We start from the raw sequence: 22,570 nt of genomic DNA on the forward strand, positions 1-22,570 counted from the left end.
CACCAGGTGTTAAGTGCAAACTCTTCAAGAGCGGCGCGATCGTCACCGGGCCGCGCTCCGACTTGATGAAGCCCTTACGTTTGAGGATATGCAACCCGGGGTCACGCTCGGCCGTCGGAGGGCGAGCGTGAGGGATACATGTTCATGAGTCAGCGAGAACTTATTGTTACCCGGTCGTGACACTATGAGCAGCAGCGCGCCAGCCGCTCGTCGACTTCGTGTACCGCATTAGAGGCGGCTGTGGCGTCAGCTGCATCGAAAAGGCTTCCACGGAAAGTTGACGACAATCCCAAAGCTCTTGTTGCGGTCCATCCAGTCTCTGAACGTGTCAAAATCCAAGCGGTACGCATCTTCACTCAATTTCATGCTTACGAAGTGCGAACGGATCGTCAAGATTCAGCGTTGTCGTCGGTAATCTTATTCCCACCGGGTTTAAGGTTTGTACGGTAGCAGACGGAAAAAATAATGCTCTGACGCAGCCCGCGCACCACGCGGATGGATGCATGGGCAGTCGGCCGTCGGTCTGGAAGCGTACGGGAACGAGATCACCTGCGCAGACATTATGGACGGAGACGATGGAGAAGCTCAATGACCATCACTCGCAGTTCACTACATCCCCAAACGCTAGCCCGAAATTCACTCCTGAACGAGGATATGGTGAGTGTCGCTCGCCGTATGGCCTTACGCTTCATGGCTCTGGAAAAGGATGCGTACGAACTTGCGCTAAACACAATTCTTCGGGCGAAATTGGAGGCTACGCCGGGACTGGACAGTCGGACATTACAATTCCTGCTATTCACGCTGATGCGGGAAATCGCGCTTACAAGCAAGAACGCCAATACGGGTGTTAATGCCTGACCCCGTGATCTCCGTCTTGAAAAATGGAAGACAAGATTTTGCCGATCTCGTTCCGGCGGTCGCTCAACACGAACATCTTGTTACGATCCTGGTAGGCGGCATCCGGCAGGACGTATAGCGACGGGACCAGCGCATCATCCAGCCGCTCCGACAATCCGAACAGGCTACCCTCGTCGCCGTTCGTTATGTCCATTAGAACTCCATGAAAAGCTCTCAGGTCATAGGCTAAAGCTCTATGAACCGGGACCGGCCCCAGCAACTCGACGCCAACTTCGCTCCAAGCCGTTTGGATGGCGAGCGATACAAGATCTTCAGGTCCGACAACGAGTAATTTGTAGCGGGTCAAATACCACCTGTTCGACATGTTGCGAAGACTAACCAGAAACGCGGTGGCCGGTTGCGTGTCGCTATACATTTTCGGCGGTTTCCAAAAGTTGAGGAAGCAATGCCTCATGCGGCCCAACACCCCCTCATGCCCTAAAGAATAGCCACAGGATGGTGCCGGCAAGCGCCGACGATAGCGCCATGATAATGACGAAGTGGGCATGCCGGCATTGCTATTCTGCCGGCCGAACAGCACAGAACCAATAAGGGCTCTGGGCTGCCGCTATGTGACGTACCTCCCCCTTCGAGATATCCCGCTTTCAATCCAACAGTGCAATTTGTTGTTAGCGTAAAACGTCAAGCTCTTTTTTTCGCCGTGGAGCCTGACGAACAGCCGGGCACGACCGGAATTTCCGCCGCAATTTCGATTTTTTGCGGCGCCGGTTTTGTGGGAGGATTTCAGCAATTCAATCCGGTTCACCGTACTTCGCTTGAGGGAACTGCGAAGCGGTTCAACGCCCTCTCGATGAGCACGATTACTCCGACAACAAAAAGCGCTCGGGAGCCACAGCTCCATCTTGAATGTCATCTTCCTCAACATCATCCGGAACTCTTCCACACAGTTTCTCTTCGGCCACCCTATCGAGACCAGCAATCAGCCAACCAAAGGGTAATCAAATGAATGCGGTGATGATCCGGGCCGGCTATGTCGGCCTGACGACGGTGCGTGCTTCGCGTCGATGGGCCACGATGTATGTTGCGTCGATATCGCCGAGGACCGCGTTCGCGAACTCGAAGCCGGCAGGATTCCGATATATGAATCAGGTCTCGACGAGCTGATCGCCGCGAACCGTGCCGACGGGCGGATCCGGTTTTCATGCGATAGCACTTCGGCGGTCGCTGGTGGAGCGAAAATGAGCTGGAGGTCCTCGTCTGTCTCTTCGTCTCGCAGAATGGGCTCAGTGATCTACAAGAGCCGATCAAGCTCGATGACGGTCGGGACGCCGGTCTGGATGGGGGCGTTGAAGACCTCCTTATCGACCCACCGGAAACGAAGTGCACCGAGGCGGGTTTCGTCGGCAACTCCCAGCAGGTAGTCGCTTTCGGCGAGGGTGCGAACCGATCGCCTCCCGCTCCGCGCTGCGACGCTCCGTGCGTTGCATGAGCCGCTTCCCGTACGTGTTAGGAGCAGAGTCTCTGATCGACCCGCACGTTGCCCAGCCTGTCGGCGGAGCAAAGGCCCCGCGGGTCAATGCAAGCGCCGGTTCCAGCGAGAAGCGATCGGGATGCTTCAGTCGATCCCGATGCCGACTTCAAGCGGAGGCGCCTAGACAGATCGGCACCGGCAAGCGCCTGGCCGACACCGTCGTTGCTGATGTCAGGCACCTAGGTAAGCCCGTCGAGTAGCTCTAACGCCAGGAGAACGCCCGCATATATCCCGATGCTGACACTCGTGTCTCCCGCCTCTATCTTTTGCAGCGTCGAGCGCGAGGTAAAAGCTCGTTCTGCAACGACCGCCATCTGCAGCTTACGTCGACGACGAGCATCCTGGATATCCGCACCGAGCTTTCGCAAAGCGCGCCGGACGACTGCCGGTGGTTGATGGGGAGTAGGCATGTCGGACCTTCGCGCTACCGTTTTGCTTTTATGAAGCACGAAGCTAACAATATTTTTTTGATCACAACACAATCACTCGCCACGATGACCAATGCGATGAATACGCCTAGTCGGAGACGGCCGAGCAGCGTCTTCGCGTGAACTTGCGAGAGAGAATCCGCAATACGCGGACGGGGCCGCAGTTCAGACGGAACAATACAAATGTCGGAGCGGTTTAACCTTTACAACAGCAAGAAGGCCAATAGCCCATGACCTGCCGTATCCTTATCGTCGAAGACCAACCGCTTATCGCTCTTTGTCTGGAAGAAGCCGTTATTGAACTCGGCTACAAACCAGCCGGGATGGCATCGAACATGTCTGAGGCTCTGGCACTCGGGGCGAACGCGGATGTCGCTTTGGTCGACGTCGATCTCCTCGATGGTCCGACAGGTCCGGAAATCGGCAGGAGCCTGGCAGAAAACGATGTGTCTGTGGTTTTCATGACGGGCAATCCGGCCTACCTCGGCGACGGCGTGCCCGGCACACTTGGCGTGATCAGTAAGCCGCTGATGGACATCGAGATGGTTCAGGCAATTCAATATGCTGTGGACCGCCATGAGAACCGCATTGCCGCCTGTCCGCGTCGGATGACCGAGTTCGCGCAGTAGGCTAGATGGGAGTTTCCAGCTTGCAAAATTCTGCATCGCCGATAGTCACGCTCGAAACAGACCGTCTCAAGATGCGTCCGTGGCAAGCGGATGGCCGAATAATCGAATGCGTTAATGGTCGAAGGGATATTCATGAGCCTCCAAGAACTCGATCTTGCATCGATGCTTGCCCAGATCGGTCGAACGTCACCGGTTATTAGCGGCAGCACGACCGCCCTTATCGCCGCCCAGCTTGGTACTGCGATGACGCGAATGGCGTTGGCCGTTTCGAACAAGCACGGCAGCGATACCGACATGGTAATTGAGCGCCTTGACTCGATTTCCGCAAAGGTGAAGGATGCAACCGAGAACGACAGATCGGCCTCCGCCGCGCTGCTCCATGCATACCGTCCGAATTCCGATGCGACGGCCAGACGGGCCGCTCTCGTCGATGCGACCCGTGCACCTATTGCAGCCGCCCTCCTGTTGCTCGAACTCCTTGAACTGCTGGAAGAGTCGACCAATCAGATAACCGACGCCGCCGCGAGTGATTTCCATGGTGGAGTCGAATTAATCGGCGCCGCGTTCTCGGCTGTCATGATGGCTGTAGAGAGCAATCTCCGCGATGATGACGCCGCGGATCTACGCGGACGCACCTCATGTAATCGTTCGACCCTTCGCATCCGCTTCGACCTCGCCATGAGTGAATTAAGGAGAGCAAGATCCTCGTAGGGCTCAGTGACGCCGCCTCTTCTTCTGCTCCGAAAAATCCCGGAGGAACTCCTGATCTTCGATACCGTTTCGAGAGCGGGAGAAATCTAAGGAGACCAACTATGGCCGACAGCAATAACAAGACCGTCGTCGCCCCAACCGTCAACCGAGTCGATGGAACGTTGTCGACCGGCGCTGATCCAGCTCGCCTGAGCGCCGCCGCGCAACAACGCGAACTGGAGGAGCTTCGTGCAGAACTCAGGTATGCACGCAGCGCGGCTCGACGGCCGATGCTTGCATCATCGAAGCCGGTGGCCGAAACGGCTCGCTCTACCCGCGAAAAGGTCGAATATCAAATTACCCTGCAGCCCATCAAGTCAGTGACGCTCGCGGCTGTCGTTGGCTTTGTTTACGGGATCGCGCTATGACCGGCCCCTCTACCGAAGCCGCTCGGCTCGCTGGCCAATACGTTCGCCTCGGCGGCAAGCGCAAAGCGAAACTCGACGACAACATTGTGAGCACCCGCAAGTGGGAGGATGAACCTCGGGAAGCATCTGCGTTCTGGCGCGACGAGATAGAGACGCTGCCGGAAGAAAAGCGGCGAGAGGTCGAAAGCAACCTCCCGAACATGAATCCGGATTGATTGAAGGGAGTAGATGCTTGGCCATCGCGCCAATGGAAGGGCATTTCACGGTCGCCGGACTTAGCTGCGTAATCGACCTCTACAGCGTCGCCTTGACGTCGGAGCGTACCAGCTTCACACGCTCAATCAAAAGATCGGTAACGGCTCAAGCGGGAGTTTATCACATCTAGGCTGAGGAGGTCGTGGATAGCGAGCAGCAGGTCAATGGTTTTGACGGAGAATGGCAATCACCTCATGATCGACCAGACGCGGTCGCGGACGGCATGCCGAAAAGCGGCAACATCCAGCAGCTCTGAGATTGTTGAAAAGCTCGATAAAAATACGCTGAATAGACAAGTCATCTCAGCCAGCGGGTATTCCGCCGGCGTTTTCCATGACTTGTTTCATCACGCCGGTAGCGGTGACGCGACCCGGTCGCGGAGCCGGGCCAACAGACGCTCGCCGAGAATTTTCGATTCATCGAAGCCTGTGCGTCCTGCAAGGCCCGCAAACAGATCGGAGGGTTCGCCGACATAGGCCATCGCCCAGCTGTCAAAAATTCGAGCCTCAGCGGGCGCGAACTCCAGAAGGGTTACTTCACCAAGGGGAAGATCCTGCTGGATACGCTCGAATGTCGCCTCTATCGCGGCCTGAGACCCCTCCAGCACCTGACCAAAATATCCCGACGGCCATCCCTTCATCCTGTTTCACGAGTTCCGCAGGTGGAACCAGATGGCAAGGGATCGATCAACCTGCGTGGCCACCGCCGTGGTCAAATGAACCCTGTTCCTCGGCAGTTCAATGTAGGCGTCGATGCGAAAGGCTGCGGCCGGTTCCTCGGGAACCCCCTCTCGCCCCCGGGAGCAACGCGAGGATTCGGCGGCCGGGCGTGGCACCTTGACGCTGGGTTCGGAACTCTCCACATGCTGGTTCCGTAAACGGAAACGAGATTTGGATACGTTTGAATACGAAGAGTGAGCAGGCGTTGAACAGCGAGATATCGATCGATGAAGACGAGCTTCGTGCTGGCTCCTATTATTGGGCGCGACGCATGGATGGCACGGAGATCGAGATCGTTCTGGTGACTGATATCTTCGGCTCCGACCGAGAGTACTGGTCGGTCGCCGTTATGGGATCGGACCAGCACCACAGCCTCAGGGAGTTCAAGTTTTTCATTAGGCTGATGAAGCCTTGAAGCTTTTGGAAACGATCGGTCGAACGCGATGGGCACGCAGCCGTACAGCTCGGCTTTACTGGCGCAGGATAATCTTTGTGGCGGCGCTGTTCGGAGCGTCAGCCCTGACGGCGTATGCGCAGACGACCACAGCACCCACTGCAAACGGCAACACGCCGGCCGTCGCAACCCCTGACACGAAGAACTCGACGGCCCCGGTGGAAGGCAAGAACAGCTTCACCGAATCGCAAGCATAGTCGGCATCGACGGCTCCGGCGTCAACGCGCTGATGGGCCTGAAGCTCGATGACAAGGGTGTCTGGCAGGCGGTGGGAACAACGGATGTCAAGTCCGTTGCGGTCTCGCTCGATTACCAGGGCAACATCGTCACCAAATAATTGGCGCTCTTCGCCGCTCCAGGGCTTCATCGCCGAAAGCGAGGAGGTTATCGAGGAATTCAGGAATTCCCCCGCTCTCGATGCAGGCTTAATCTCTTCCGCGCAAGCTGTCGAACACTACGAAATGGCCCGCTACGGCACGCTGATCGAATGGGCGAACCAGCTGGGCCTGAAGGATGCAATACCGCTGCTGAAGGCCAACCTTGCCGAGGAGGAAGCTACCGACAAGAAGCTGACCCAGCTTGCTAAAGCGTCAGCGAACGCCAAAGGCAAAAAAGCCTCCTGAAGCTCCAGCCGTTCATTTGAGGCCACGACCTGGAGGCAACGGGTCGCTTGACCCATCCCTTGTGCTATGATGCCGGGAGGGATCGCTATGTCGAGGTGACATGGAACGAGGCCTTCGCCAAGATCGGCAAGGTGCTTCAGTCCTTGCCGCGCGACAGTGCCGTCTTCTATTCGTCCGGCCATGCCGGGCTCGAAGCCTCGTTTCTTTATGCGCTGCTGGCGCGGGTCTATGGCAACAACAACCTGCCGCAAAGCTCCAACATGTGCCACGAGACCACATCGGTCGGCCTACAAAAGGTCGTCGGGTCGCCGGTCGGAACAATCGTCTGGGATGACCTTGAAAAGGCCGACGCCTTCTTTTTCTTTGGGCAGAACCCGGGATCAAACAGTCCCCGGTTTCTTCATCCGTTGCAGGAAGCCAAGAAGCGCGGCGCACGCATCGTCACGTTCAATCCAGTGGTCGAGCAGGGTCTAGTATCTTTTGTCAATCCGCAAAGCCCCGTTGATATGCTGACGGGACGCGAGACTCAGATTTCCGACGAATATCTGCAGGTCCAGGCCGGCGGTGATATCGCTGCTATCCTCGGCCTATGCAAGGTCGTGATCGAAGCTGACGACGACGCCTTGGCCAGAGGCTTGAAGAGGATCATCGATGTCGATTTCATTTCCGAGCACACCATGGGCTTTGAGACCTTCATCGCCTGTGTACGGCAGACGTCGTGGAGCGATATCGAGCAGGAAAGCGGCCTGACGGAGGCTGCGATCCGCCGCGCCGGCGAGATCTACATCGGCGCCGAACGGGTCATCGGCGTTTACGGCATGGGTCTGACACAGCATTCGCAGGGCTCGGTCAATGTCGCGATGGTCGTCAATCTCCTTCTCCTGCGCGGCAATATCGGGCGCGAGGGAGCTGGCTGCTGCCCTGTTCGCGGTCACTCTAACGTGCAGGGACAGCGAACGGTCGGAATTGCGGAAAAGACCAAGCTCATTCCAATGGACAAACTGAAGCAGCTGTTCGACTTCGATCCACCGACTGAGGACGGCGTAACCATCGTCGATGCGGTCAAAGGACTGATGGCCGGCAAGATCAGGGGTTTCGTCTCGCTGGGCGGCAATCTCGTACGGGCCGTTCCTGACCAGAAGGCGATGGAACAGGCCTGGGCGGCGCAGGAACTGACTGTGGTCGTATCCACCAAGCTCAACCGCACCCACCTGTTTCCCGGCAAGAACGCCTATATCCTGCCTTGCCTATCGCGTGCCGAGATCGATGAACAGGCGACTGGCAATCAGACCGTCACCACCGAGGACAGCTTCTCGCATATCTCCGGGTCGATCGGAAAACGCACGCCGGCCTCAAAACATTTGAAGAGTGAGCTTGCGATCGTTGTCGGCATCGCCAAGGCGACGCTCGATTCCAACCCCAGACGGAAATGGGATGAGTGGCTTGGGGACTACGGTCTTGTGCGTGATCTAATCGAGGCGACCTATCCGAAGGAGTTCAAGGACTACAATGCCCGCATGTTTAAACCCGGTGGCTTCTACCGCGGGAATGCCGCGCATGAACGCATCTGGAAGACGGAACAAGGAAAGGCTATCTTCACCGCCCCAAAACGGTTGAACGCACTCTCCTTCGGCAACACGGATGGCCGCTTCAGGCTGGTGACCATGCGTTCCAACGACCAGTTCAACACGACGATTTATGGCTATAGCGATCGATTCCGCGGCATTGAAGGGACACGCGACGTGCTTCTGATGTGCGAGGAAGATATGGCAGTGTCGGATCTAAAAGCGCGTCAGATCGTGACTTTGGTCAGCGATTTCGAGGACGGGATCCGCCGCGAGCTCCCCGGGCTTGTGGTGACGGCTCATAACCTGCCGAGAGGAACGATCGGCGCCTACTACCCGGAAGCCAATGTGCTCAACGCCATCGATCACTATGACGAACTGTCGAAAACACCTGCATCCAAGGCCATTCCGGTTCGTATAGAAGCATAGGCGATAAAAAAATTCTCCCGCGCCGTAGATTGACACAAGATAATTTGAATGGACTGCGAAGATCAACCGCTCCGCGTTATAAGTGCCGTTTGGCCGGATCACCACCTTAATGCATCCGTCGGCCTTGTCGCGGTAGGCTTTGGGGCTTTCTTCCAGTCCGATACGGTGGGTGATCAGGAAAGAAGGGTCGATCTTGCCTTCGACGATCATCCGCATCAGCGGCTCAAGATAACGCTGTACGTGCTTCTGCCCTGTCTTCAGCGTCAGTCCCTTGCCAATAAATGAACCGAGCGGAGCAGGAACGGCGGGACCTGCGAAAACACCAGGCGATGAGACCACACCCCCGGGCCGGCAAGCGAGAATGGCTTGGCTCAGGGCGTAGGGCTATTCGGTAGAGGAAGGTTTCGTCTGGAGAGTTTCCATCACCCCGCCGGCGCCATGACTTTTCCCGTCCGACGGCCTCTAAGCGCGCAATGGACAGGCTCGGACGCATCGACATCCTTGTCAACAACGCAGCGTTTCAACGGACCTATGCCGATATCGGCGATATCACCGCAGATGAGTGGGACGAGACGTTCAGGACGAATATCTACGCGCCGTTCTTCTTGTCGAAGGCGGCCGTGCCGCATATGAAGCCGGGAAGCTCCATTATCAACACGACCTCGATCCAGTCGCGCCAACCTTCCCCGCAACTTCTTGCCTATACCTCAACAAAGGGCGCAATCTCGAACTTCACGGCAGGACTGGCAGAAATGGTCGCGGAAAAAAGGTATCCGTGTGAATGCCGTCGCACCGGGACCGATCTGGACACCGCTCATTCCATCGACAATGCCGGCAGAAAAGGCGGCAAAGTTTGGCGAACAGACCCTGCTCGGCCGGGCTGGCCAACCAGCGGAACTGGCAGGCGCCTATGTGTTGCTCGCGTCCGATCTCGGAAGCTACATGACGGGTGCGGTCATACCTGTCACTGGCGGTGAAATCATGATCTGATCGTAAGGGAGGGCGGCTTCTCAAGCGCCTTTCCCTCGGATCCATAGCAAACGGTCGCCGGCAGTGAGATAACTCGGGCGATCACTATGTTCTACCCGTTCAGCCTGAGTGCGTTTCGGGAGGCCTAGAACCCGCTCCCCCTAGCGAGCACCAATTTCGGCAACGCGCCAGCAACGGTCACGATCCCGATAGGCTGAAAGCGAAGAGCCTCCAAAACCATGTGAACTTATAGTCCAGTGCCGCAACGATCATGATGACCCAAAAGACAATGCCAAACACCTTCGCCAGGCCATCTTCGGACTCGGCCGCCCGTTCAGGGTTGATGACAGTCCGGCGTTCGTCGCGCGTGGTCAGCTCCTATCGATCCCTATCGTCTCGATCCTTGGCGTCGCGGTTCTGATCCTCCTCCGCGTCACGCTGCAGTTGTTCAATCCGCGGAACGCGCTGTTGCGCTGGATTGCTGCGATTAGTGTCTCCCCGCCTGGAGGGCTCTGAATTCTCGTCTGCACCTCTCGTCTCGCGTGACCGCGACCCGTCGGTGGTCTGCCGCTGATCACCGGGAATGTCACCGACTGCACCCTCGTCACGCCGTTCCCCGCGAACCTGCGTTACAGTCGTCCCGACATCTCGGCGGTCATCCCGCTCCCGCGATCGTCTGGCCGCCTCGACGGCTAAACGGAGCTCCTGATCCATCTCCGCGATCTCACGGACCAGACCATTCCCTGCGGCCCCGAGCTCACCGGCTCGCGCAAGCTCCAAATTCAATCCCGCCTGTAGCCTCGAATTGTCGGTCTTGTCTTCCGCTGCTTCCGCACGATCGATCCGCTCGCGATAGTGCTCGACCGCAAGCATGACGTCGTTTGCGGCTCTGACCACCTCCAGGCCATGCCGTGCTACGGCGCGATCCCAATGGTCGTTCGGCTTGTCTACCTCTTCGCGACGTCGCTCTGCTGCCTTGCTCCTGGCCTGTTCGGCATTCTCCATCAATTCACGCCGTGCTTCGACATGATCGCGAGCAGCCGCAGCGATTTCCTCGAAACTGGCCCTCTCACTTTCCGGAATGACCTTCCTGGCATTGAGCAAAGCGGCGTCCACCTGACTTTCGTATGCCGTAAACTCTTCGCGTGTCATCTGGCGCACGTCGTCAGCCTCCGAAATCATTCGGCCCAACATTACTAGATTTGTTTGATAATGCGAACCAGAAACTTCCGGCTTATGATCCCTCGCGCGAACAGGATTATGCTCTGATCTCGCGCGTTCAAGCCGAAAAGCTTGCGATCTGCTGTAGCTATCAAGGTTTTTTGCATCGACATCCGCCGCCAGATCGGACCACGCCCTACCAGCACCATCGGAATAATTTACGCTACGTTGTGTGCGCGGCGCAGCAACGCTGTCGTCTCGTTTGCCACGATAGCGCCCGTCGGCCGCGATGCTGGTGCCTTCGTGCACTGTCCGTCCCGCGCGGCTGATTGGACGGACCTGGTTTTTTGTGTAGGCTGGAGCGCTTGCCCGATCCCGCCGATCCGTCATTTCCATGTCGATCCCGTGTGCGCGTGCCTTTTCGGCCATGGCCACTCGCCACTCGCGGAACGTCCTGATGGTGGTCTCGATCCTGTCGCCGGCATCAGAGCGCATCGCGACGATCGCATGGACGTGAACATGCGGACGCTTGCCACCCGTCTCTACAGGTTTCGGATCGTGGGCCGGATCGTGCATCGAGAACGCGTAGCGATGTCCTGCAAACCGATCCGCCAGAAAATCCCGGGCGGCGGAGTGAAACGCCTGCACGTCCGTCCCTGCACGGGCGGAGATGACGACATGCATGACGTCGCGGGCTTTACGGCTATGCAACTGGCCGCGCCATCCGAGCTGAACGAGATCGCCGGCCTGCTTGGCATCCTCGATCGCTTGCCCGCTTTCGGTCCGGACGATATCGCCGCTGCGTTCCACCAGAGCGCGGACCCGGCTCGTGCCATAGTCGACGCCATTGCCATGGCCGGTAAAGCCAAACGCCGCCACGTCGCCTGTTTGCGAACCCTCACCAAGACGGTTGTGCACGATTTCCGACGATTTTCGGTCCGCCGTCAGCCGTTCGCCTGCGCTGTCTCGCAATACGGCGACACCATTCACGGAGAGGCTCCCGACAGCCTGTTTTCGATCGACCGTAAAGGCGAAGCTTCGGTCGCCGAGTGCGCGCTTCAGCAAGCCGCCTGCCAGATCATAGGGATCGGATTCGTTCGCCTGCCTTGCCTTGATCGTCATCGTGAAGGTGCCGATATCGCGGCTCTCTGCACGATTACCCATCAGGTGATCCCATTCACTCTCGACCACCGCAAGTGCATCCCGACCGCGCAACTGCTCGCCGCGCTCGTTCTCCACCGCAACGCTCCCGTCGCGCGACACATAGTTGATCATCGCGCCGAGACGGCCGCCTTCTCCAAAGGAGGCGAGCTTTACGACCGCAGGCTGGCTTCCGGACGCCAGTCCCCGGAACCGGGTCCGCATGCTCGGCTCTGCGATGAGGGCGCCTTTCCTCCAGGCCAGAGCGTCCACCTTCAACCGAATTCCGCGGCCACCTCGACCGCCCCTCGGCTCCGCTCCAGCCAATCCACCCCTGCGCCGAACCTCCTCTTCTTCCAGGCCGCGCTTGCGGATCGACCGTTCGTGCAGGATCGCAGCACGACGGCGCTCCCAATCGTTCTCGAAGGCGCCCAGAAAGAATTCCATCAGTCCACCCTCCGGTGGCGTTGCGCGCCTTGCGAGGCGTGGCGCCTCAATTCGATCAGAGCAGCCGCGATCAATTGCTGCGACACCAGCATCGTCTCGAGAATCTCGTGGTCCGGCGGCCGACCACCTCGATTCAGCTCGCGGCCGACCTGGTTGAGATTGATGCCAATTGCGCGGATATCAAAAATGAGCACTTCGAGGACAGCGCGATCGTCCTCAGAAAAGAAAGGCCGAACACCCGCACCCTCGAGCGTGAGGCATCGAAGAAAGCCCGACACGGTCATATCAGCCGCCGTTGCGGCAGAAGTAATCGCGGCGAGTTCACTTGCCGAAAAGCGCGCGTGCACCACCCGTTCTCTCGGCTCACCCCTCGCCTTGGCTGGAACGACTGGGCCTGTTTTTCCCCACATCGCAACCCCTCTTTAAAGCGCCGCAGGCGTCATCGACGGCTCGTCCGTCGATCGTCAGCAAATTTGTATCACAAAATTGCGTATCCTGCCAACCATAACATTACGCATTTTAGTATCGACATCAATTCCGCTCGTTCGGCGGTTATCCTTCATTCATCATGCCGCTGTAGCTCGCAACACCATTGAACCTCGACACACCACGACCGAGGCAAAGCAGCGTATCGAACCATTTATCGGTCGTTTCGTGCATATAATCAATGGCTCCGCACATTCACTCGGTGTATTCACTCGCTGTGAAAATGCAGAATGATTGAAGCATGCAGCCGTCCGATCCCAGCGATTGAACACATGAAGGGTGACTTGACCGATGACCCTTATCGAATAATATTTGTTCACAGCACTGAACGATGGAGCTCTAAGTCCTGAGCTTCGCAGATGCATTGGAGATGAACGTGGCACGGATCTACTCGACCGTCAGCAACAAGGGTGGCGCTGGAAAAACCACGCTGGTCACGCTGATTGCTGGAGAATATGCGCTTAGGGGAGAACGGGTCCTGTTGATCGACGCCGATCCCCGTCTCAACCTGTCGGGATGGTGGAAGCTCTGCCGCAGCAAGGACAATGTGCCCGACAATATCAGCGTCACCATCGCCGCCTCGCGACGGACGATCGAGGCCGAGATCGCTCGGCTCGGTCAGGAGTTCGACCTGATCATCATCGATGCGCCGGGTGTCGACAGCACCATCCAGGAGACGATCATCGGCTCGTCCGAGCTCGTCCTTTCGCCGGTGCAGCCCGGCATCAAGGAGATCGAGGCGGCCGGGCAGACCGTCGCAGCCGTCAACCAGTTCAACGATCGGGCGGGCGCGAACATCCGCCACCTCAACATCAGGACGCGCATCACGCTTCCGGCCCGTAATCTCGAAGCCTATCGCTATGTCCGTCCATTCGTGGCCGGGTTACGAGAAGCCGGCTATCAGACCGCATTGCTCGACACGGAACTGTTCGAGCGCAACGTCTATCGGGAAATCCAGAACGGTCTTGGCACGTTGCAGATGCAGCCTTTGACCGACCCGGTCAAAAAAGCCCGCTACGAGGTGCAGAGCCTTGTCGACGAAATCGAGAGCAAACGGCCTGGTGAGCCTATCGCCGCGAAAGATGTCGCGGCATGAGCAAGGCCAATTTGGCGCTGGGCGACTTCATGATTGCCGGCAAGTCCACCGCGAGAAGCGAAGCGTCGCCTGAGGCCATCAAAGAGGGCGAGCCGGATAGCATGGGACAGCGCGATGCGGAGGCCGATGCGTTTCAACCGTCGGAACGCGCAAAAGATCAGCCGCTTCTGAGCAAAGCCTCGGCTGGAGACCGTGACCGACGGGCCCGCGACCGTGCAATCGCCCAGGACGAGGTTCGCAACAGCTTAAAGAACCTGAAGCGGGCCAAGCAACGCGAGGTCAAGTTTTTCGTAAACGTCGCCCTTGACCAAGCGACGAAAGCGCGCCTCAAGCGCGCAGCCGACGAGAACGATATCAAGATGGCAATCGTCATGAGGGCCGCCATCGACTTCTACCTGAAGGAGAATGGATATTGACGGCCGCCTCAGAAGGGCGGCTCGGCTTCGATCGTGCCGTCGAGCTCGGCGATGACGATGGCGAGTTCGGCGCGTGCCAGCTCGAGTTCGGCTTCGATCGCGCGGCGCTCCTCCAGGGTGGGAGCGCTCATCGCTTCCAGGCGAAGTTCTTCGATGTGGTCTTCGATTGCCATCGTCATCATCGTCTCCTTGACGTTTGTGAGAGATGACGGCGGCACGCAGGGCGGGGAAAGTCAGGTCAAGGCTCGTGGAACACGACCGGCGGAGCCGGCGCGCGGAGGAACCGAATTTGTTGGAGCGGAGTGAAACGCAGCGGAGAGAAATTTGGAGGGGCCGCGCGGCCTTGAGCTGGGTTTGCCCGTCCGGCACAATCGGCCGGTCTGAACAGACAGGTTTACCTCTCGCGTGGCACCCCCAACGACCGCTGCGGCGCGCTCGGCGGGAACATCAGGCATGAGGAAGTTCCTTTTCGACACCACTGTCTGCGTGGAGGATGGCGACGACTTTGTCGATCGGCTGGCGCGCGCCTATCGCGAGAAAGTCCGCCCTCAATGCTTGTGCTGCGACCCGGCCGTTCCGATGTATATCGCCGACATAGGCGACCAGCTGGTGATCAAGCGAATGCCGCTGACCGGCGGCAGACATGATCCGGCCTGTACGTCCTACGAACCACCCTATGAATTGTCGGGCCTCGGGCCGTTGATCGGTGGCGCAATCAAGCTTGATCCATCGGCGGGCACGACCGCGCTCAAGCTTGACTTCTCATTATCGAAACGCGGGTCGACTGCGAGGGACGAGACGGGCGCGAGCCCGGCTGACCGCGTCAGGAACGAGAGCAAGAAGCTGTCGCTGCGGGCACTGCTGCACTTCCTGTGGCATGAGAGCGGCCTGACCGAATGGACCGGCCACTGGTCGGGCAAACGGCACTGGTGGCAAGTCTACCACCACCTAACGGAAGCCACCCGGCTCATGGATGTCAGGGGCGAGACCTTGGCCGAAAGGTTGCTCGTACCCGAACCGTTCCGGGCCGACGAGAAGACCGCGATCGAGCAACGAAGGGCGCAAAAGCTTGGCCAGCTGTTTCACAAGACGAATGGACCGAACCAGCTGATGATGCTGGTCGGCGAGATCAAGGAATTCGCGGACGCCCGCCATGGCAGGCAGGTCGTGATCAAGCACATGCCGGGCTTCCGGCTCTGTCTCGAAGAACCGGCATGGCAGTCTCTCCAGCGCCGATTCGAGGCCGAGCTGATGTTGTGGCAGAGCACCGAGGCATCGCATCTGATGGCGATCATGACGATCGGCGGCACGCCGGCGGGCATCACCACCATAAACGAGATCGCCTTGATGACAGTCACCGAGCAATGGCTACCAATCGAAAACGCCTATGAGCAAAACCTCGTCGAGCGCCTTGCTCGACTGCGCTCGAAATCCGTGAAGGGGTTGCGGTTCAACCTCTCCCGCACTCAGCCATTCGCCAATGCGACCCTGCTGGAGACGAAGCCCCTGCCCTATGCGCTGTTTATTGTTCCACCGAATGTCGATGAGAACTTTGAAACGGCGCTTCAGGATATGATCGGGGCTCGCCCGGATCTGACACCGTGGATCTGGCGGGTCTCCGATGGCGAGATGCCGAGATTGCCGGGGGCCGGCAACAATGAGTGAATGCAATGGGCGGGCCGGCGACCTTACGCCGTTTATTGAGGAAAAACATTCGGGCGGAAAGATTAGGAGACGGGATCGCGAGGAGGCCCGGCGGCACTCGGCACCCTGCCGACTGCGAAGTAAAAATGGACGTCATTCTTCCGGCGCGCCGTCGAGCAGGCCGTCGTAGACTTCCAGCAAGGCGTTGGTGATCGCCTGGCCGAGCGCATTTCCGGCAGCGCGCACGTCGTCCTCGGAGCCATCCCGCGCTGCTCTCGCCAGCTCGAAACCTTGTTCGCTGACGATTAGCTTGGCGACCTCGATCGCCCACTGGGCGAAATCGCCGCGATTGTCGATACTGATTGCATCATTCATGTTGGCCTCCCTGTGAACGTGGCGATGATCTAGCCCTTCCTTGATTGAATGACCAGAGCGCGCTCTTCATCTGTTCTCTGTCAACAAACTTCTGGGGAACAGCGAGAGGATCGTCACCTGAAACGGACGAAACCGCATCGCGGGTTCGGTGCGCTTGCCCAAAGCGCCGTGCGGTAAAGCCCCCCGCCCATCGCAAGACATGGCAATCCATTAGCGACAGGAATCGAACCTTCCTGACCGATTCAAAACTCTCGTTGGACGTCGGGTTCCCTGACTGCGATTCTTCGCGCATGTCATTTATCCCTACCGCCTTTACTGTCAGCGTGTCGATCGCTCTCGCAACATGGCGCGATACTACGCGCTGTCGATCCAGCCGACCTTGTTCGGCGAGATCGCTGTCGTGCTGCTGGGGCCGTATCGGCGGGCAGGGAGAGAAGTCAGAGATCTTTGCTACGGAGCGCGAAGCGGCGGCGCATTTCCTCGACATCGCCCGTCTGAAGCGACGGAAAGGCTATAAGCCCGTCAAAACCGATGAGAAACTGTGGAAATCCGGGGTTTCTCTCGAATAGATCGGCGGCGCGTCGATGACAGGCCATGTTCAAGATGCCGGGGATTTTGCTAGGAGATTCCGTATCGATTTCGATGCGGAGACTAGACATGACGACCACCAACGAAATTGCCGACAAGATCGCGGCGGAACACAGCCTAACCAAGGCGCAGGGCAAGGCCATCGTCGAGGCGGTGATCGCCTCGATCACCGCCGCTGCAGTTGCCGGCAACGAAACCTCACTGCCCGGCTTTGGCAAGTTCAAAGTAAAGGCCACGCCAGAACGCGAAGCGCGCAATCCCGGTACCGGCGCGACGATCAAGGTCGCCGCCGCCAAAAAGCTCAGCTTCCAGCCTGCCAAGGCCCTGAAGGATGCTCTCAACAAGTGACATGGCGAAAGCCCAGCTCGGATCGAGCGGGGCTTTCGACGCATTCTTCAGCGGCGCGTGTTGCGCGACCAGATGAGCTGCAAGCCCTGCTGGCCCTGGACTTCGGTCAGTGTTGCGTAGATCGGTGCTGCGAAGCTCGGATCGTCAAGCTTGATGGAAATGTAGTCGCGGTCGCTTTCGCGCGCCTGCTTCTGCCAGCCGGCGCCGAATTCGACGTTGCCGGCGAGAACCCGGAAATCCGGTGCCTCGTCAGAGGAGCGCTCGACGCGGATGATCTTGGCCTTGACGTTGAGGTTGAGCGTCTTAATGGTGCCGGTGAAGCCGCCTTCAGATGCGGTGAACGTGCCGATAGTTGCCATTGTCGTGATCTTATTCAGTTGATCGGGCCGCGCCCATCGCGGCCTCGATGGTTGTCGATGAGACCGGCAACGAGCGGACCGCACCCGAAGGGCCGTAACGAAGTGAAGGATGGCCTTGGGCCGAGGCTTTCTTGTTTCGCGAGGAATGGCGGCTGATCCGGGGTCCCCGCTTGACCCGTCAAGCGGGGTGGTCGTCGCCAGGGGAAGAAAACGAGCCGGCCGTTGCGGGAAACGATCGAGCCGAGCCCGCGAGGCGATTTCCGGTCAGACAAACCCCATCGAGACCGCGGGGGTGAGCCCACAGAAAGACAAGACGCGACACCTGGTAACCGCTGCTCGGCCACGACGTCTCTAACCGGGCTTCGCGCATCTGTGCGACACCGGTCAGATCAAGGCCTGATTGTGGTGCGATCGCCTGGGCAGCTTGAGAATGTTGGGTGATGAAGGTCGAGGGCGCAACAACACGGAAGGCCTAGCTCCCTCAAGACCGTGACACGGCAACCAGCCGGCGGCTTGCCGTTTGTTTGACGACGCCGGCAATTTTCCGGAGGAAGGCCGGACCGAAACTGCCCATCGGTACGTCAAGAATGACAAAGCAGGGAGGATCGAGGCCGGCCCGGCGACATTCAATCTGGCTGATTGCTAAAAAAAAAGACGGTCATCGGTCGGAAGCCGCGAGGTGATCGCAAACAGGAATACGACGCCTGGAACGGCGGCCGTACGGACGACGACACAGACCGGGCGGGCCTTCCGGCCGGTCTCTTCGCCGGCATCCGCCTGACGTTTCCAAAGATAGTGAAAACGAACGACGTCTCCCGCGTCAAACATGACCGTCCTCGAGCAGCGCATCGAGACCGGTCATCAGTTCGGCATCGACCGTATCGGGTGCGTCCTCGAGGCTATAGGCGGCGGTATGGGAGCGGCCGAGCAGTTTGCGGTATTGCTCGGCCGCGAGAATGACGAGCTTTCTTTGCCACGCTTGGTCAGCGTCACCGGTTCGATCAGTGCGGCCTCAAGGATCTCGCCCGAGGCCCGGTTCATGTCGGAGAAGGAAAACAGTTCCATCGGCGCCTCCATTCAAGTACGTAAAACACGTATTCTATGCGATTTATGCAAGTCGGTTCGCATCGGAAACCGACTTGCAGCAATAGCGATTGTCAGGCAGCGACCAAGCTGCGGTCGGGCCGCAGATCGTGCAGATAGCCGACAGCCCGTTGCGCCTGCGCCGCTGCCTGGACGATGAACCGCTTGTCGTTCTTGAGGACCGCCAGCCAGGATGCCAGATAGCTTGCATGATCCGCTCTCGGTTCGAGCTCCGGCACCAACCCGAGGTCGGCCGCAAGAAAGACGGCACCCAGTTCGGCGATCAGTTCTTCGCGAGCCCGCTCCGAACGATCCTTCGCATAGCGGGACAGATCGCGATTGAGCCTGTGGGCCGCTCCCGCCCAATGGATCTCCTCATGGGCAAGTGTCGCATAGTAGCTTTCGATGTCACGAAACGCCTCGATCGGCGGCATCTGGATGATGTCCGCTCCCGTCGCATAAAATGCCTGATTGCCGCCGTGACGGATGACGGCACCGGTTGCGCGGAAAAAAGCGTCGGCTTGCGCAAGCCGTTCGATGGATTTTACGGGCGGTGCGTCTTGCTGTGAGCCGTATTCTTCGGGAAGGCCTTCGAGCTGCTCGAGATTGAAAACCATGTAGGCTTTCAGGAACGGAATGTTGCGTTCGACGTCCTCGCCATTGCCGTCCGTCTCCGTTTTCTTGATGCGATTGGCGTAGACGACCATCGAGCCGGTCTCGCCCTTGCGGACGTTGCCGCCGAGCTCGAGCGCCTGGCGAAACGTCATCCACATCGTCGAACTATAGCCGCGGGTCGTGGCTTCGGACCACAACAGCAGGACATTGATGCCGGAATAGGGTTCGCCGTTGAAGCGAAGCGGTCGAGAAACATGCCGGCCGACATGGGCGGTACTCCATGGCTGCACCCAAGGGCGCACGCCCCTTTCGAGCTCGGCGATCATGATATCTGTGATGCGCGAATAGACGTCGGGTCGCGCGACATTGGTCTTGGCGGTGTTCTTCATCGTGTTATCCTTCCAATTTTTCTGACCGCGCCGATCGCGGTCCGTCACGGCGGTCGACCAGCGCGTCGGCGGAGGTGGCGCACCCGGCCGCGATGCGTCGTGTCATCGAGGGCTTGGTGGCCGGGCCGAAACGGCAGTGGAGGACGGCTTGCCCGTTGCGCCGATCCGCTCCGCCTTCGCGCTAGACCGCGATCCGGGACGGGCCGCGATCGGCGGGAGCGCCGCGGCTGCGAATGAAAAAAGGCCGGCATTAAGCCGGCCGTCGGGGCTGCGGAGCGAACTTGTCCTGCCGCCTTCAATCGAAGGCGGACATCTGCAGCGAGGCCGCCTTCTGGTCGAGCGAGGCAGACGGTGCTGTCGCGCCCATCCGCTCATAGGGTTTCCAGGTCTCGCCGGTGATCTCTTCATAGGCACGGAAGGCGCCTTCGGCGGCCATCCGCAGCACGTGGGCCTGCAGTCCCATGTCGGCGGCAAATTCCCGCTTGCGCTGCGCGCGCCCGTCGAAGCCGACCGGACCGTCGAGATCCTCGTCGCGAAACTCGTTGGCGAGCTTGGTGGTGAGATCGCGTGCTTCGGTCACCGAACGGCTGTAGAATTGGCCGGCGCCATAGGCCGAACCGATAAAGGAACCAACCATGCGCTGCATGTGGATCTGCATGGCTTTCTCGCCGAGACCGTCCTTCAGCGCTTCGGCGCTGTCGAGCAACTGATGGCGGTGGAGCTCGCGAATGCCGTCGCTGTCAATGACGGGAAGGCCGTAGCTTTCGGAGATGCGCAGAGCCTGAGCGCTGTCCGGGCAAGCGTGGCGGACCATGTCGAGGGTGGTGGCGCGCTGGGCTGCGGGGCGGGCTTTTGTGGAACGGTTGAGCGATGCCATGATCTGATGTCCTTGTCTGTTCGGTTGAGCAAAGCCCGAGGGTCCGGTCATCCGGTGCTGTTCCTCGGGTGCGGTCGACACGAACCGCGCAAGCGGCCCGGCCCAAGGCCAGGCCGATGCGCGCAAGCAAGGTGGGGTTGCGGAGGCCGCGGACCCCCTTAGGCGGTCTTGCGGAAAACGCGGCCGCGCCTTGCGGAGCACGCGTCGAGACTGCCGCTCTGCGGCGCGGTACGCGGCCTTTGACCGGGACGCGACCGGTTCAGACCGCAGCAAGACCGAGGGACTGCGCGCGATGACGGCTCCAGATCTCCGCTCCTCCGAACAAAGGGCAACGGGCACGTCGCTCGGATCCTGCCTTGCGACCGCCCCGGTCGTGGCGCGGCAGACGATGATGCCGCCGCGCCCGCTTGGCTGTTACGAACCGCTCCAGCCAACGAAGCTCGACGGTCCGTCGTAGGCGCGGTCCCGCTCCTCGTCGATCACGAATCCATAAACGCCGATGTCGTATCGGTCTTCCGCAACGAGAAACTGACGCTCGACAATGTCCTGGGCGGGGCCGGCAATACGGCCTCCGCGCCTGCCGCCGCGCGTCGCGATGCACTGGACAAATCCGGGATGCTGGCTCGACAGGATCGCCGCAATGACGACCCATCGATCGGCGTTGTCCGCATCGAAGCGTTGGCGGTCCCTGCCACGCGACTGGCCGGGTTGAAGAGCTGTGCCGTGATTGACTTCCCAGGCGTCAGGATAGGAGTGCCGAAGCGTGTCGTCGGCATGACGGCCCTCCAGATCAGTGAAGAGTTCCGGAAATGCGATCGCGACGGCGGACCAGGCGCAATCCTCCTCGTAAAACCCGTCCTCGGTCCGCACCAGGTCGAGGATTGCCGCATTTCGGTCCGGTGTCAGCGCAAAGCCTCCATGGCTTGCCGTCTGGTGGGAAACGATACCGTCGGCGTAGGCGACGGCAACCTGCGAACGGCCCTAAGGTGTTGTGACCCCGCTCGGGATCGACCGGCGATCCATGCCCGCGAGTTGCCGGCGATGGACCGCCCACTCCTCGACTACCTCGCGAAACCTCTGCTCGTCGAAAGGGTCGCTCCTACCATTTTGAAAATCGGCGGCAACCCAGTCTTCGATCGGGCCTCGCAGCCCCCAGGCTTTGGCCAGATGATGGCCGGCCTCCTGCGGGATCATCACGAACGCCTGTTCGCCAACGCGAGCCGCGAGCCATCCCTCGCGGGTGCGGCCGTATCGTGGGTTCGACAAAGTGGACATGTTCTTCTCCTGTCCGGATCTTCGAAAATAGCGCCGCCGGACGGGTGTCTAGCGGCGCTTCGGCGAGACAAGGATGGGCGGCTGTTATTCCGCGGCTTCTCGGCAATCGCTCTCGATCTCCTCGGCGCCCGCCGGCTCATCGGCGACCCATGGTTCGCCGACCTCCGGCTCGACCGGACGATCGTCGCTGCTCTTGGTAATCTCAATGTCCTGGGGTGCAGCGGCGGCATCGGCCTTGGCGAAGGCGGCGGCAAAGGCTGTGACCTCCCGTTCATCGGGCGCGATCAATGCGGCCGGGTGAACAGAGCGGCTTTCGGCAAAATGCGCGACGAGGGCGGCGCGGGTCTCCTTGACCTTGGCTCCCGTCTCGACACCCGCCTCACCGGCTGCCGTTTCCAGGGCGTTACGCGACAGGCAGGACAGGAATTCGTCGGTGGCTGTGTTGACCAAGAACTGGTCGGCGCCGATCGTATCGCCGGCGATGCCGCCATCCGGATCGAGCCGGACGACGGGCGCCTGCACGACGCCGATCGCCTTGATCGAAGCGCATAAAAGCGCATCGGGCTGCGGCGAGGATTGCGACCGGCGGGATCGGTCGGGATTTTCCTTCAGGCTGCGCGGATCAACTGAGATCAATTGCATGGGAGATGTCCGTTTGAGTTGGCGGACAGGCTGTCCTCTTTTCTAGTCTTC

Annotated in this window: 25 protein-coding genes and 8 pseudogenes; 17 read left to right on the forward strand and 16 right to left on the reverse strand. The window is 59.5% G+C overall.

Annotated elements, in window-relative coordinates; genetic code table 11:
• The first annotated feature begins 588 nt into the window (after positions 1 to 588).
• On the forward strand, positions 589 to 858 hold the full coding sequence (locus KX729_RS28735; RefSeq protein ID WP_219745904.1) for a hypothetical protein: 270 nt from the start codon (positions 589 to 591) through the stop codon (positions 856 to 858).
• Here the strand turns inward: KX729_RS28735 and KX729_RS28740 are convergent.
• Entirely contained in the window at positions 848 to 1,273 is a 426-nt protein-coding gene (locus KX729_RS28740; protein ID WP_219745905.1) for a hypothetical protein, read from the reverse strand. The genes KX729_RS28735 and KX729_RS28740 overlap by 11 nt on opposite strands.
• A 643-nt stretch (positions 1,274 to 1,916) precedes the next feature.
• On the opposite strand from KX729_RS28740, the pseudogene KX729_RS34670 reads away from it, so the two are divergent.
• Positions 1,917 to 2,072: pseudogene (locus KX729_RS34670) on the forward strand (UDP-glucose 6-dehydrogenase); the annotation flags it as partial.
• A 14-nt stretch (positions 2,073 to 2,086) separates the two neighbouring features.
• Here the strand turns inward: KX729_RS34670 and KX729_RS33825 are convergent.
• Both KX729_RS33825 and KX729_RS33830 read right to left on the reverse strand, forming a co-directional pair.
• A pseudogene (locus tag KX729_RS33825) lies at positions 2,087 to 2,477 on the reverse strand (type II toxin-antitoxin system HipA family toxin); the annotation flags it as partial.
• Positions 2,476 to 2,799 (reverse strand): annotated as a pseudogene (locus KX729_RS33830) (helix-turn-helix domain-containing protein); the annotation flags it as partial. The pseudogenes KX729_RS33825 and KX729_RS33830, both read right to left, overlap by 2 nt.
• 248 nt (positions 2,800 to 3,047) lie before the next feature.
• Here KX729_RS33830 and KX729_RS28750 point away from each other — a divergent pair.
• The 4 genes from KX729_RS28750 (at position 3,048) to KX729_RS28765 (ending at position 4,779) form a co-directional block, all read left to right on the forward strand.
• Complete coding sequence (locus KX729_RS28750) at positions 3,048 to 3,446, forward strand: response regulator (RefSeq protein ID WP_219745907.1); 399 nt, start codon at positions 3,048 to 3,050, stop codon at positions 3,444 to 3,446.
• A gap of 132 nt (positions 3,447 to 3,578) precedes the next feature.
• Complete coding sequence (locus KX729_RS28755) at positions 3,579 to 4,157, forward strand: cyclodeaminase/cyclohydrolase family protein (RefSeq protein ID WP_219745908.1); 579 nt, start codon at positions 3,579 to 3,581, stop codon at positions 4,155 to 4,157.
• Between the two features lie 101 nt (positions 4,158 to 4,258).
• Positions 4,259 to 4,564: a hypothetical protein gene (locus KX729_RS28760; RefSeq protein ID WP_219745909.1), complete on the forward strand. Its 306-nt coding sequence runs from the start codon at positions 4,259 to 4,261 to the stop codon at positions 4,562 to 4,564.
• Positions 4,561 to 4,779: a hypothetical protein gene (locus KX729_RS28765; RefSeq protein WP_219745910.1), complete on the forward strand. Its 219-nt coding sequence runs from the start codon at positions 4,561 to 4,563 to the stop codon at positions 4,777 to 4,779. Before KX729_RS28760 ends, KX729_RS28765 begins: the two co-directional genes overlap by 4 nt.
• A gap of 386 nt (positions 4,780 to 5,165) precedes the next feature.
• On the opposite strand, the gene KX729_RS28770 is transcribed toward KX729_RS28765, so the two are convergent.
• Entirely contained in the window at positions 5,166 to 5,459 is a 294-nt protein-coding gene (locus tag KX729_RS28770) for a BLUF domain-containing protein (protein WP_219745911.1), read from the reverse strand.
• A gap of 260 nt (positions 5,460 to 5,719) precedes the next feature.
• Here KX729_RS28770 and KX729_RS28775 point away from each other — a divergent pair, with 260 nt between their 5' ends.
• The 6 genes and pseudogenes from KX729_RS28775 to KX729_RS28800 all read left to right on the forward strand — a co-directional run.
• Complete coding sequence (locus KX729_RS28775) at positions 5,720 to 5,953, forward strand: hypothetical protein (RefSeq protein WP_219745950.1); 234 nt, start codon at positions 5,720 to 5,722, stop codon at positions 5,951 to 5,953.
• A 14-nt stretch (positions 5,954 to 5,967) separates the two neighbouring features.
• A pseudogene (locus KX729_RS33840) lies at positions 5,968 to 6,329 on the forward strand (PepSY domain-containing protein).
• Positions 6,330 to 6,345: 16 nt separating this feature from the next.
• Positions 6,346 to 6,615, forward strand: a pseudogene (locus KX729_RS28785) (YciE/YciF ferroxidase family protein); the annotation flags it as partial.
• 29 nt (positions 6,616 to 6,644) lie between these two features.
• Complete coding sequence (locus KX729_RS28790; RefSeq protein WP_219745946.1) at positions 6,645 to 8,609, forward strand: FdhF/YdeP family oxidoreductase; 1,965 nt, start codon at positions 6,645 to 6,647, stop codon at positions 8,607 to 8,609.
• 48 nt (positions 8,610 to 8,657) lie between these two features.
• On the forward strand, positions 8,658 to 8,894 hold the full coding sequence (locus tag KX729_RS28795; protein WP_219745912.1) for a hypothetical protein: 237 nt from the start codon (positions 8,658 to 8,660) through the stop codon (positions 8,892 to 8,894).
• 179 nt (positions 8,895 to 9,073) lie between these two features.
• Positions 9,074 to 9,599: pseudogene (locus KX729_RS28800) on the forward strand (SDR family oxidoreductase); the annotation flags it as partial.
• 357 nt (positions 9,600 to 9,956) lie between these two features.
• Here KX729_RS28800 and KX729_RS28805 read toward each other — a convergent pair.
• Positions 9,957 to 12,326: a conjugal transfer protein TraA gene (locus KX729_RS28805; protein ID WP_219745913.1), complete on the reverse strand. Its 2,370-nt coding sequence runs from the start codon at positions 12,324 to 12,326 to the stop codon at positions 9,957 to 9,959.
• Positions 12,326 to 12,676, reverse strand: coding sequence for a plasmid mobilization protein (locus tag KX729_RS28810; RefSeq protein WP_312992523.1), 351 nt, complete (start codon positions 12,674 to 12,676; stop codon positions 12,326 to 12,328). The genes KX729_RS28805 and KX729_RS28810 overlap by 1 nt, the downstream gene beginning before the upstream one ends.
• Positions 12,677 to 13,188: 512 nt before the next feature.
• Here KX729_RS28810 and KX729_RS28815 point away from each other — a divergent pair.
• Entirely contained in the window at positions 13,189 to 13,908 is a 720-nt protein-coding gene (locus KX729_RS28815) for an AAA family ATPase (protein ID WP_219745915.1), read from the forward strand.
• The gene (locus tag KX729_RS33845) at positions 13,905 to 14,324 is read left to right on the forward strand and encodes a hypothetical protein (RefSeq protein ID WP_246617928.1); all 420 of its coding nucleotides are present in this window, start codon (positions 13,905 to 13,907) and stop codon (positions 14,322 to 14,324) included. Before KX729_RS28815 ends, KX729_RS33845 begins: the two co-directional genes overlap by 4 nt.
• 8 nt (positions 14,325 to 14,332) lie before the next feature.
• Here KX729_RS33845 and KX729_RS28825 read toward each other — a convergent pair whose 3' ends face one another.
• Positions 14,333 to 14,503, reverse strand: a complete 171-nt coding sequence (locus KX729_RS28825; protein WP_219745952.1) for a hypothetical protein — start codon at positions 14,501 to 14,503, stop codon at positions 14,333 to 14,335.
• A 274-nt stretch (positions 14,504 to 14,777) separates the two neighbouring features.
• Here KX729_RS28825 and KX729_RS28830 point away from each other — a divergent pair, with 274 nt between their 5' ends.
• The gene (locus KX729_RS28830; RefSeq protein WP_219745916.1) at positions 14,778 to 15,989 is read left to right on the forward strand and encodes a DUF1173 domain-containing protein; all 1,212 of its coding nucleotides are present in this window, start codon (positions 14,778 to 14,780) and stop codon (positions 15,987 to 15,989) included.
• A gap of 132 nt (positions 15,990 to 16,121) precedes the next feature.
• Here KX729_RS28830 and KX729_RS28835 read toward each other — a convergent pair whose 3' ends face one another.
• Positions 16,122 to 16,343 carry a hypothetical protein gene (locus KX729_RS28835; RefSeq protein WP_219745917.1) on the reverse strand — a complete coding sequence of 74 codons (222 nt, stop codon included), beginning with the start codon at positions 16,341 to 16,343 and terminating at the stop codon, positions 16,122 to 16,124.
• Between the two features lie 343 nt (positions 16,344 to 16,686).
• On the opposite strand from KX729_RS28835, the pseudogene KX729_RS28840 reads away from it, so the two are divergent.
• Positions 16,687 to 16,912 (forward strand): annotated as a pseudogene (locus KX729_RS28840) (WGR domain-containing protein).
• An 88-nt stretch (positions 16,913 to 17,000) separates the two neighbouring features.
• Positions 17,001 to 17,279: an HU family DNA-binding protein gene (locus tag KX729_RS28845; RefSeq protein WP_219745918.1), complete on the forward strand. Its 279-nt coding sequence runs from the start codon at positions 17,001 to 17,003 to the stop codon at positions 17,277 to 17,279.
• A 47-nt stretch (positions 17,280 to 17,326) separates the two neighbouring features.
• Here KX729_RS28845 and KX729_RS28850 read toward each other — a convergent pair whose 3' ends face one another.
• The 8 genes and pseudogenes from KX729_RS28850 to KX729_RS28880 all read right to left on the reverse strand — a co-directional run bounded on the left by KX729_RS28850 (position 17,327) and on the right by KX729_RS28880 (position 22,519).
• Complete coding sequence (locus KX729_RS28850) at positions 17,327 to 17,638, reverse strand: DUF736 domain-containing protein (protein WP_219745919.1); 312 nt, start codon at positions 17,636 to 17,638, stop codon at positions 17,327 to 17,329.
• A 642-nt stretch (positions 17,639 to 18,280) separates the two neighbouring features.
• Positions 18,281 to 18,466, reverse strand: a complete 186-nt coding sequence (locus KX729_RS33850; RefSeq protein WP_246617929.1) for a hypothetical protein — start codon at positions 18,464 to 18,466, stop codon at positions 18,281 to 18,283.
• A gap of 33 nt (positions 18,467 to 18,499) precedes the next feature.
• Positions 18,500 to 18,703 (reverse strand): hypothetical protein, encoded by a 204-nt coding sequence (locus KX729_RS28860; RefSeq protein WP_246617930.1) that lies wholly within the window; start codon positions 18,701 to 18,703, stop codon positions 18,500 to 18,502.
• 92 nt (positions 18,704 to 18,795) lie between these two features.
• A complete protein-coding gene (locus KX729_RS28865; RefSeq protein ID WP_219745920.1) occupies positions 18,796 to 19,725 on the reverse strand; it encodes an ArdC family protein in 930 nt (309 codons plus the stop codon).
• A 295-nt stretch (positions 19,726 to 20,020) separates the two neighbouring features.
• Complete coding sequence (locus KX729_RS28870) at positions 20,021 to 20,602, reverse strand: hypothetical protein (RefSeq protein ID WP_219745921.1); 582 nt, start codon at positions 20,600 to 20,602, stop codon at positions 20,021 to 20,023.
• 414 nt (positions 20,603 to 21,016) lie between these two features.
• Positions 21,017 to 21,571, reverse strand: a pseudogene (locus tag KX729_RS33855) (DUF7007 domain-containing protein); the annotation flags it as partial.
• A 12-nt stretch (positions 21,572 to 21,583) separates the two neighbouring features.
• A complete protein-coding gene (locus KX729_RS33860) occupies positions 21,584 to 21,877 on the reverse strand; it encodes a hypothetical protein (RefSeq protein ID WP_246617932.1) in 294 nt (97 codons plus the stop codon).
• An 84-nt stretch (positions 21,878 to 21,961) separates the two neighbouring features.
• Positions 21,962 to 22,519: a hypothetical protein gene (locus KX729_RS28880; protein WP_219745922.1), complete on the reverse strand. Its 558-nt coding sequence runs from the start codon at positions 22,517 to 22,519 to the stop codon at positions 21,962 to 21,964.
• Between the last annotated feature and the right edge of the window lie 51 nt (positions 22,520 to 22,570).

This window comes from Neorhizobium populisoli, assembly GCF_019430945.1.
GTDB lineage: Bacteria > Pseudomonadota > Alphaproteobacteria > Rhizobiales > Rhizobiaceae > Neorhizobium > Neorhizobium populisoli.